Genomic DNA, 9,876 nt, shown 5'->3' on the forward strand with positions numbered 1-9,876 from the left:
CCGGTGTCGATTGGTGAAGAGCTTTGGCTGGCGATCGCGGTGGATAAGCTACATCTATTTGACCCCGATACTGAGAATGCGATCGCCTAATCTACCTGGACAACTAACCTATCTGAAAAACTGGGATCAGTTAGTACAGTCTGCACTCAGGCACACCAAGAGAATCGACTCTAGAACGGCATCATCGCGAAACACTTGGGTTTCATGATAGGAACCGCTGGGGTCAGCGTAGATCCCAGCGGTCTGGGCACCATAGGTACCGGTGCCAAACAGAATATTATTGGCTGGAAAATCGGCAAACCGCACGTATTCCCGCCCTTCGTTTTCAAGGTTGTAGGCTAAGGTGGCGTCGCCGTAGATCGCTTCCGCTTGGGTAATGGTGCTACCGACACCAATTCCCTCTTGGGTTTGGTAGGCTGGGTTTTCAGTTTTCAGCCCCTGAATCACGTCCGCATCGGTGAAGGGCGCGCCGCTGAGGTGGAGAATATAGTACTGAATCTCGCCTGCCTGGGTAACCGCGATCGCATCAAAATCCACCATGATATTAGCGACTGGCGTTAGCTCTTGATCCGCTGTTAAGGTCTCTCGAAACTCGGCCAGGGTCATGCCCAACTGGGCGGTACCGATCCCGGAGTCAGAAATCAATAGGCTAGAAGTTGAAACCGCAGGTGCTGGACTAGGATCAGCCGTGGGACTGTCATCCCCAAGCGTCTCCGGCTCATCCAGCGGGGCGGCATCACTCAGCGGTGCGCTCGGCGGTGCGCTCGACGGCGCGCTCTCCACCGGAACGGATTCGGTACTGGTAGTAGGCGAGCTGCAGGCCGTACCCATGAGGAGACCGATGAGTACAAGGGGCGTGACGAGATAAAAACGAATGACGGTCACCATAAAACACCTGCTTCGTCTAGGGGGACTGGGAATCTGGAATAGCTAGGGCAAGCTGATAAAGCTGCCGCCGCGATAGGGAGGTTTGATGGGCCAACTGACGGCTGGCCTGCGATCGCGATATCCCCTGCCGTAGGAGAGATTGCAGTTCGGCTTTGAGCGCATCTTCTGACAAGACCGGCTGCGATAAACAAGCTCCCCCAACTACCAGGGTAAACTCTCCTTGGGGTGCATGGGTTTGGTAATGGGCGATCGCTTCTGTGAGCGTGCCGCGCCAAAATTCTTCGTAGCGTTTAGTCAACTCTCGGGCCAGAACCACGGGGCGATCGCCCCCAAAACTCTGGGCCAGATCCTGCAACGTTTCCAACACCCGATGGGGCGCTTCATACAAAATCACCGTGCGAGGATCCATCTGCAAAGCATCCATCCGCTCCTGGCGCAAACTGGCCTTGGTCGGTAAAAATCCTTCAAAAATAAATCGATCCGTGGGCAGCCCCGAAGCAATCAACGCCGTGGTGGCCGCCGTGGCGGCGGGAATAGGCACTACGGTAATGCCCGCCGTAATGCAAGCACTGACCAACTCATAGCCCGGATCGGAAATCCCCGGCATCCCGGCATCGGTCACCAAGGCCAACGCCTCGCCCCGCTGGAGACGCTGCAGCAACTCCGGCAGCCGCGCCACGCGATTATGCTCGTGATAGCTCACCTGGGGAGTGGTGATCTGAAAGTGCTGCAGGAGCTTGCCCGTATGGCGTGTGTCTTCCGCCGCGATCGCTGTCACCTGCTGTAACACCTGCACCGCTCGAAAGGTCATATCTTCCAAGTTACCAATGGGCGTACCCACCACGTAGAGCGTTCCCGATTGAATCTCCATAGGTTTCCCTCTACTATCATGAAGGCGATGCCCGCCCGGAACGGTTAGACAGGCACTTTGACGATGGCCCACGGTTTATTTATTGGACTCACCACCCTCGACGTGATCTACCACGTAGATAGTCTGCCCCATCCTAACCAAAAGATTGTAGCCGAAGACTACGACATCGCTGCGGGCGGCCCCGCCACCAACGCCGCCGTTGCCTTCCAGCATTTAGGGCAGGGGCAGCATGACAGTACGCTACTCAGCGGCATCGGTAGCCATGCTCTCGGCAGCATCCTGCGCTCAGACATCCAAGCCTGCGGTCTGACCCACTGGGATCTGCATCCCCAGCGTTCTGAACCACCGCCCACGTCATCGATCCTCGTCACCCAAGCCAGCGGCGATCGCGCCGTCGTCTCCCTCAACGCTACCCGCGCCCAAGCCAGCAGCGATCGCATTCCAGACCCACTCTGGTCGGCGATCGACAATCACACCATTGACGTGGTGCTGATCGACGGTCATCAAATGGCAGTGAGTGCGGCGATCGCCCCTCGGGCTAAGCAGGCCCAGATCCCGATCGTCATCGATGGCGGCAGTTGGAAACCGGGGTTTGAAAAGGTGCTGCCCTGGGCCGACTATGCCATCTGTTCCGCCAACTTTCAGCCACCCCAAGGCTCGACACCGGAGGATCGACGACGGTATCTGATCGACCTCGGCATTCCTCACGTCATCGTCACCCACGGCGATCGCCCCATTCAATGGTGGAAGGGCGATCGCCTGCAGGACATCCCCGTACCTACCATCCAGCCGGTGGACACCCTAGGGGCCGGGGACATTTTCCATGGCGCATTCTGCCACTTTATCCTCACCGAATCGGTAGAAACGGCTCTACACCAAGCTGCTCAATGCGCTGCGGCAGCCTGTCTGCATCGCGGTACCCGTCGCTGGCGATCGCCCCATTCAAGCGACTAGTGCCAGGAGGCATACATCAATGCTGGAGAGAACGGGGCGAACAACCACAAAAAAAGACGCGAGCGATCGCGTCTCTTGACTCCATTCTGGTACCTGCCTAGAGAGATCTAACGAACCCAAGCACCCCGATACTTCAGGGGCTGCGTTGGGGCTTGGCCCACGGATGTTCTGGGCCGGCGAATCTTGAGCGTCGCTCCACGGTAATGCCCAACAATCGAAGCTCCAGTGGTTTCCATGGAGGGTGAAACGTGATCGTACTCGACGCCGCGATAGTGTAGTGACATAATCCTGACTGCCTTTAACGGATAAGCTTGATGCGAAGTGGATGGCGCTTTTTGCCGATTGTTAGCAGAGTCGCCTTGACCAAAAACAACTAACAAGAATTATTTCTGTATTCATTGTTACTGTTTTGAGTTTTGGTGTCAAGCTTGATCTAGTCGATCGCGTCAGGACAAGACGTGCGGAGCAGGCAAGTTAGGGATGCTGCCCATTACGAAGAATTGTAGCGATCGCTCCCCCTTGGCTTCAGCGATAAGCTAGAGGAGATCCATGCCTTCTTTGCAGTTGTCCGACACCATGAAACAGTTTCAACCCCCCGGCTTCGAACCCCAGCACATCCAGACTTCCCTGGGGAAAATGGTGTACTACAGTCCCGCTAGTGCTCCCTGGCGATCGCCCGTCGAGACCACCTCCCCGCCGCTGGTGTTTCTCCACAGCTTGGGCGGTGGCTCCTCTGCCTTTGAATGGTCGAAAGTCTACCCAGCTTTTGCCGCCACTCATCGGATTATTGCGCCCGATCTCGTAGGTTGGGGAGAGTCGGCCCATCCCCCCCGCGACTACAGCATTGCCGACTATCTTGCGGTGATCACGGAATGCCTAGAGCAGGTCGCCCAGCAGCCAGCCACCGTGGTGTCCACTTCTCTCACCGCCGGTCTCGTCCTGCGACTAGCCAGCCAGCGCCCCGATTTATTCGATTCCCTGTTCCTCGTATCGCCCTCGGGCTATAGCGACTTTGGGCAAGATTACCAAAGCGGTTTGGCCGCCCAACTGGCCGGCACTCCCATTCTGGATCGAATCATCTACACTCTGGGAGCCGCCAATGAACTGGCCGTGCGCAACTTTTTGGAGCAGTTTCTCTTTGCGAAGCGATCGCGGATTACCGATGAAATGGTTGCCGCCTACGTAGCCTCTGCCCAGCAAGAGAATGCCGAGTATGCCGCCCTGGCGTCTCTTAAAGGCTCCCTCTGTTTTGATCTCTCCCTTTATATAGACGCGCTGCAGACGCCCACCTATATGCTCTGGGGAGCCGCTTCCCGATTTACCAGCGTTGCCCAAGGACAGCGGTTGGCTAGCCTCAATCCCGCAGCGGTGAAGGAGTTTGTGTCCATGGATGATGTCGGCGTTCTGCCTCACCTAGAACTGCCCGCCGTGGTGATTGGCCTCCTGCAGGGCTGGCTCCAAGCCGATCATACTTAGAACAAACCTAGGACACGCGGTAACATCTGGTTCAAGATTTTATAATCCAGCAAACCCCAGTGGAGAACCGGGATATACTAGGAAAAGGCGATCGCTGCCGTGGAGATCCCGATCTAGGAGACATCTAGGCTGCGCCTCCCAAGCGATCGCACGCCCTGATGCCACTGTTGTCATGAGTAGTGCTTGTGGAACTTTCCTGTAAAACCGAGTATGCCTTGCTAGCCCTTGTTGAGTTGGCCACTCACCACAATACGGGTACACCGTTGCAAATTCGGCAAATTGCTACAGAGCAAGATATTCCCGATCGCTACTTGGAGCAGCTCCTTGCCACCCTGCGCCGGGCAGGGGTCGTCAAAAGCCAGCGTGGCGCGAAAGGCGGTTATCTCCTGGCCCGCGAACCTTGGAAAATTACCCTGTGGGACATCATCAGCAGTATTGAGGGGCTCGACAGTCCCCAGCAATCGGTAGACGAGAGTCCCAAGTCTGCTGAGTCTACGGTGGTTGCTGAGGTTTGGCAAGAAGCTCGCCATGCCGCAGAGTCAGTGTTACAACGCTATACCCTGCAGGATCTTACGGAAAAGCGTGATGCTCGTCAGCAGCGAAACATCATGTACTACATCTAGAGGTCAGAGTTCAGGGTTCAAGGTTCAGAATTCAGATTCCAGTCCCACTCCAGCCCAAAGACAATTCCCAAGGGCGGGCTTTGAACCGGGTGAACGTTACAGTTCATCGCAATTCCAGCCCATCTTCCCCAAAGCGATCGACAATGATGCCATGCCAGAATGCTGGCCAATGGCGTTTCAACGGTCAGGGGCAGGGTGTGATCCAAGCAGCGATCGCCCCGACATTATTATTGTTGACTAACCTTATTAGCCACTGACTATCATGCGTATTGCCCAAAATATTACTGAACTGATTGGACATACTCCGCTGGTTCAACTGAATCGCATTCCCCAGGCAGATGGATGCCTTGCCCGCATTGTTGTGAAACTAGAGGGCATGAACCCATCCGCATCGGTCAAGGATCGGATTGGCTCTGGCATGATTGAAGCAGCAGAGCAAGACGGTTTGATCACGCCCGGCAAGACTGTCTTAGTAGAACCCACCTCTGGCAATACGGGCATTGCACTGGCTATGGCCGCCGCCGCCAAGGGCTACAAGCTGATTCTCACCATGCCTGAGACCATGAGTTCGGAGCGCCGGGCCATGCTGCGGGCCTACGGAGCCCAGTTGGAGTTGACACCTGGCATTGAAGGCATGGGGGGATGTATCCGTCGCGCCCAGCAGATTGTGGACAGCATTCCCGATGCCTATATGCTGCAGCAGTTTCGTAATCCAGCCAACCCGCGAATTCACCGACAAACCACGGCGATCGAGATTTGGGATGATACCGATGGTCAGGTAGATATGCTGGTCGCTGGCGTGGGTACCGGGGGTACCCTAACAGGAGTAGCGGATGTGCTGAAGCAGCGTAAGCCAGGTTTTCAAGCGATCGCTGTTGAGCCATCCAACAGCCCCATTCTATCGGGCGGAGAACCCGGGCCCCACAAAATTCAAGGTATCGGTGCAGGCTTTGTGCCGGAAGTCTTACGGGTTGATCTCATCGATGAAGTGGTGACCGTGGATGATGATGAAGCGATCGCCTATGGTCGCCGCATGGCATCGGAAGAAGGTCTGCTATCGGGCATTTCCAGTGGCGCTGCCCTCGCTGCCGCCATCAAGGTTGGCCGTCGCCCCGAAAATGCCGGGAAATTAATCGTCATGATTCAACCGAGTTTTGGTGAACGCTACCTCAGTACCCCATTGTTCCAAGATCCAGAGCTATTAACGCCGGTCTCAGTCGGTTGAAGATGCCCAGTCAATTGACCTAGGCATTCTGATTTTGCTCCGATTTGGGCGTATAGCTGGATTAATCCTCTACACCAGGAGAGCCAAAATCATGGATATCGGTCATCTGCTTGTCCGCTTTGTCTTAGCTGTGGCTTGTGCCGTCTTGGCAAATGTTTTAATTCCCCGCCGCATTCCTGGCAAAGCCTTTGGTCTTGTGATCATCGGCATTATTGGAGTATTTTTCGGCGAGTGGGCCTTTGCTCTGCTACGCCAAGAGTTTGGCATCGATCATGCAGCCCTGCGCTGGAATATCCAGAATGTGCGGATTATTCCCGGCGTGATTGGATCGGCTGTGATTCTATACGTCGTCACCCTGATGCTGCAGTGGGGAAAATATACGTAATCTGAGAGCGATTGGCGAGCGATCGCCCTGAGATGACGATCGCTCTCTAGGTTTGGACTTTTTGACCAACTTTAGGTTCAGTGCCGGCTAGAAGGCGCTGGATATTGGTGCGGTGCCGCAAAATCACATAAACTCCGCCGACCACAGCCATGAGCTGATAGGGAAACGGTTGACGAAAAACCACCATCAACACAATGCCCATCAAGGCTGCACTCATGGAGCTCAGAGACACAAAGCGAAAAACGGTCAAGACTAAGCAAAAGGTCAGCAAGGCACCTAGCCCCACCATCCAAGACATGCCTAGAAAGACACCCAGCCCCGTGGCCGCAGATTTGCCGCCCGTGAAGCCAATCCACACCGATTTACTATGACCCAAAATGGCAATCAGGGCTGCGAGGGTAATCAGCCAAGGCTGCCACTGGGCTTGGTTTACCGAAGCAGGAGCAAGGGTCAGCAGGGCAGGAATACTCAACAGCCCCCTAGTGACGGCGATCGCCAACACACCTTTAACAACATCAACGGCTAAGACAGCGATCGCCGGCTTGGTACCCAGAACCCGCAGCACATTGGTGGCTCCGGTGGATTTTGAGCCATGCTCACGAATATCAATTCCTTTCAAAAGACGGCCTGCCAAATAGCCTGTGGGAATCGATCCCAACAGATAGGCCGCCAGTAGCAATACAATGCACAGTAAAATCCACACAACCATGGGCCACGTCCTAGCTCTTTAAGCAGTATCTGTTTACACGGTTCTGCTCGTCAAGCCTCGGCGGGTGACTCTTGAAGTCGTTGTTGTCTCAATCAAGCGGCTTTGTCTAGGTATCACCGTCTTACCGTGGTAGCCACAGGTATGGCTGGGTGCATTATTCCACCAGTTAGTCAATGGGAGGACGTCATGATTGGCTCCAATCCTCATGAGAAGAGGGTTGAGCGACGTCGAAACCCGGCAGCTTTATTTCAGCCCTCCCCCTGAGTGCCCCCAGTTAGTAATACACCGGACGGTTGGGATCGGGGGCGAAGGCTAGCCAGAGAGGAAACTCCAACACAGAGAGGCTGATTTGCTCCTCAGCTTCGTCAATCAAAATTAACGGTAGGTCACCTTGGCGGGTGAAGCGATCGGCCCGTTGGGCCAGGCTTTCAGCAGATTCGAACAACACCACGCCCTGATCGGCTCCAAAGTCACCGCGAGAAATGCCCAAGCAGTCTTGCAACCCCCGTCGCCATTCCCCGAGCCGTTCGGGACTATTGGCCAACACTAGGACACGCAGGCGATCGCCATGGAGGTCGCAGAGCACCGAAATCACCGCTGAGGAAATCAGAATATTTTGCAGCCGTGATCCCATACTGCGCAGGGCACCTCGTCCACCTTGTTCAAACATCCATTTAGAAACGCGCTCGGCATGGATCGGCTCAAAGGTGCGGCGCAGTTGCCAGGGTGGGCCGTAGTAATCCGGCGTAGTGCGGTAGCGATCGAGCAAGTCCCGAATGCGATCGGCATCAGCGGCAAAAGCCTGATCCATCACCTGAGGCGCAGCACTACGGCTAGGTGGAGCATCGACTACAGGCACCGCTTCGGGCAGGGGAGGGGCAGCTTGGGGGGTAGGCATCTCAAGCTGCTCGGCCACCGTTGCTAGATCCTGCAAACTGCCCACGAGATAGTCCTTAAACCCCTGGACTCGAATGGCTAGATCTTGGGAAACCCCAGCAAAGGTCGTGCGCATCTCTGCCTTGATCCGTTCCTGACGCCGCTCTAGCTGCTCCACCGCAAGCTGCAGGGTTTGCTTACGCTGCTCTAGATCAGCCAGACTTTCCTGGATCACCCGCCCCATGGTGCGCTGGGTTTCCATCACCTGATCCCGCATCATCCGAGTGTAGGACGCTTGCAGGGTTTCAATGTCCTGCTTCAACTGCCGTTCTTCGCGGCGCAGGTCAGCAACCCGTTGATCTAGCCCTGAATCACCGGACGATGGTTGAGGCGATCGCCCCGTTGGAGTTGGACTGCCCAGAGACAGAGGAATAGGGGCGCGCTGGTCATTAGCGGAACGCTCCGATGGAGTATCTGGCGTCGGGGGCGTATCCTGGCGATCGCTGCTCGATGCAGATAAAGAATCTAGGTTTAGGGGTTGCTCAGAAGTCATAGCCAAGACAATAGTTCAATCGGAACAGCGGATGCCGTAGGTCATGCCCATTCAGCATCCTAGGGTTGAGACGGCATAGCAGGATTACAGCCTGACTAGGTCAGATTGCGATCGCCCACAGGTTACGGCGTGGGCGTGGATGACGCAACCGAACAACGCTCTTTCAGGCAAGCTTCTAGGGTTTTAGCGTCGAACAAAATGGGTAAAAAGTGGATGCTGTTCACTTCTTTGAAGTAGAACAACACAGGGAATGGCGGCCAGAAAATAGCCCAGTTTTGCCAATCTTGGTAGGGAAAACGCCGAATGAGATTGTCGCCGCGATAGACATCTAGGGCGTCATTCGTGAAGCAAAGCCGTAGCGTCACAGCTTGCAGCAAAAGAAATAGGCCAAACAGGGCGATCGCCCCACTCACCCAAATCTGTACCCAGAAGAGCGGTATGGCTAGTCCTACCAAAACCAAAGGAATGGCATAGCTGGGAGCGAGCTGAACCGTTGCCCAAGTTGACGATGCTGTTGATGAGGTCACAGTGCCCAACTCCTTGAATACTGCATGATGCTATCTCACACCACTCTATTCTAAGGGGTTCTGCTCGCGAGACGATAGTCTGTTCAGCCAGGCAAGGGCGTCCCATTAGACGTAGCCTAGCGGGACACCCACAAAACTGTCCCTTCGGTAGACCGAAAATAGATGGGATCCAACTAGGGTGTAAGAGAACCTTTCCGAAGCAACCGAGAAGGCTCCATTGTGGTTTTCCTCACGTTCTCTTCCCTATGATCTTGTCCAAGACCTGCACTCAATCCCTCCCATCCTCGTCATCCTCTGTGACGACTGCTCAGGCGCACTGTTCCCCATGGCTGACATCCTTGGTCTATCCCTTGGGCTGTGATCTGGTGCTGCCGAGTTATTTTGATCGCATCACGATCACCGGGCAAGAGCATCTACCGAAGACGGGGCCAGTGCTGCTTGCCCCCACCCATCGATCACGCTGGGATGCATTGCTGGTGCCCTACGCAACTGGACGACGAGCCACCGGGCGAGATCTGCGATTTATGGTCACCGCCAGCGAAATGGGCGGCATTCAGGGGTGGTTTATTCGACGATTGGGTGGTTTTTCCGTGAACGTTGATCGGCCATCCATCGCCAGTCTGCGGCTAGGTGTAGAACTTTTGCAGCAGGGAAATATGTTGGTAATTTTTCCAGAGGGCGGCATCTTTCGAGATGGAGACGTCCATCCCCTGCGTCCAGGTCTAGCGCGGTTAGCCCTGCAGGCCGAGGCTAGCCAGCCCAATCTCGGGGTTCAAATTGTGCCCATTA

The 9,876-nt window shown here is 55.4% G+C and carries 11 protein-coding genes; 6 read left to right on the top strand and 5 right to left on the bottom strand.

Features of this window, described 5'->3' with window-relative positions:
* Window positions 1-126: 126 nt before the first annotated feature.
* Both V6D20_10165 and rsmI read right to left on the bottom strand, forming a co-directional pair.
* Window positions 127-888: a hypothetical protein gene (locus V6D20_10165; GenBank protein ID HEY9816144.1), complete on the bottom strand. Its 762-nt coding sequence runs from the start codon at window positions 886-888 to the stop codon at window positions 127-129.
* 16 nt (window positions 889-904) lie between these two features.
* Window positions 905-1,759: a 16S rRNA (cytidine(1402)-2'-O)-methyltransferase gene (gene rsmI / locus V6D20_10170; GenBank protein HEY9816145.1), complete on the bottom strand. Its 855-nt coding sequence runs from the start codon at window positions 1,757-1,759 to the stop codon at window positions 905-907.
* 63 nt (window positions 1,760-1,822) lie between these two features.
* On the opposite strand from rsmI, the gene V6D20_10175 reads away from it, so the two are divergent.
* From V6D20_10175 to V6D20_10195, 5 genes are all read left to right on the top strand, one after another.
* Window positions 1,823-2,713 (top strand): PfkB family carbohydrate kinase, encoded by an 891-nt coding sequence (locus tag V6D20_10175; protein HEY9816146.1) that lies wholly within the window; start codon window positions 1,823-1,825, stop codon window positions 2,711-2,713.
* A gap of 549 nt (window positions 2,714-3,262) precedes the next feature.
* On the top strand, window positions 3,263-4,189 hold the full coding sequence (locus V6D20_10180) for an alpha/beta hydrolase (protein ID HEY9816147.1): 927 nt from the start codon (window positions 3,263-3,265) through the stop codon (window positions 4,187-4,189).
* A gap of 185 nt (window positions 4,190-4,374) precedes the next feature.
* Entirely contained in the window at window positions 4,375-4,812 is a 438-nt protein-coding gene (locus V6D20_10185; GenBank protein HEY9816148.1) for an Rrf2 family transcriptional regulator, read from the top strand.
* A 262-nt stretch (window positions 4,813-5,074) separates the two neighbouring features.
* Complete coding sequence (cysK, locus tag V6D20_10190; protein HEY9816149.1) at window positions 5,075-6,037, top strand: cysteine synthase A; 963 nt, start codon at window positions 5,075-5,077, stop codon at window positions 6,035-6,037.
* Between the two features lie 91 nt (window positions 6,038-6,128).
* On the top strand, window positions 6,129-6,422 hold the full coding sequence (locus tag V6D20_10195; GenBank protein HEY9816150.1) for a hypothetical protein: 294 nt from the start codon (window positions 6,129-6,131) through the stop codon (window positions 6,420-6,422).
* A gap of 46 nt (window positions 6,423-6,468) precedes the next feature.
* On the opposite strand, the gene plsY is transcribed toward V6D20_10195, so the two are convergent.
* From plsY to V6D20_10210, 3 genes are all read right to left on the bottom strand, one after another.
* On the bottom strand, window positions 6,469-7,131 hold the full coding sequence (plsY, locus tag V6D20_10200) for a glycerol-3-phosphate 1-O-acyltransferase PlsY (GenBank protein ID HEY9816151.1): 663 nt from the start codon (window positions 7,129-7,131) through the stop codon (window positions 6,469-6,471).
* Window positions 7,132-7,405: 274 nt separating this feature from the next.
* A complete protein-coding gene (locus tag V6D20_10205; GenBank protein HEY9816152.1) occupies window positions 7,406-8,560 on the bottom strand; it encodes a DUF3086 domain-containing protein in 1,155 nt (384 codons plus the stop codon).
* Window positions 8,561-8,682: 122 nt separating this feature from the next.
* Complete coding sequence (locus tag V6D20_10210) at window positions 8,683-9,087, bottom strand: DUF3119 family protein (GenBank protein ID HEY9816153.1); 405 nt, start codon at window positions 9,085-9,087, stop codon at window positions 8,683-8,685.
* 296 nt (window positions 9,088-9,383) lie between these two features.
* On the opposite strand from V6D20_10210, the gene V6D20_10215 reads away from it, so the two are divergent.
* On the top strand, window positions 9,384-9,876 hold a 493-nt coding region (locus tag V6D20_10215; protein HEY9816154.1), incomplete at its 3' end, for a lysophospholipid acyltransferase family protein.

This window comes from Candidatus Obscuribacterales bacterium (genome assembly GCA_036703605.1).
Lineage (GTDB): Bacteria > Cyanobacteriota > Cyanobacteriia > RECH01 > RECH01 > RECH01.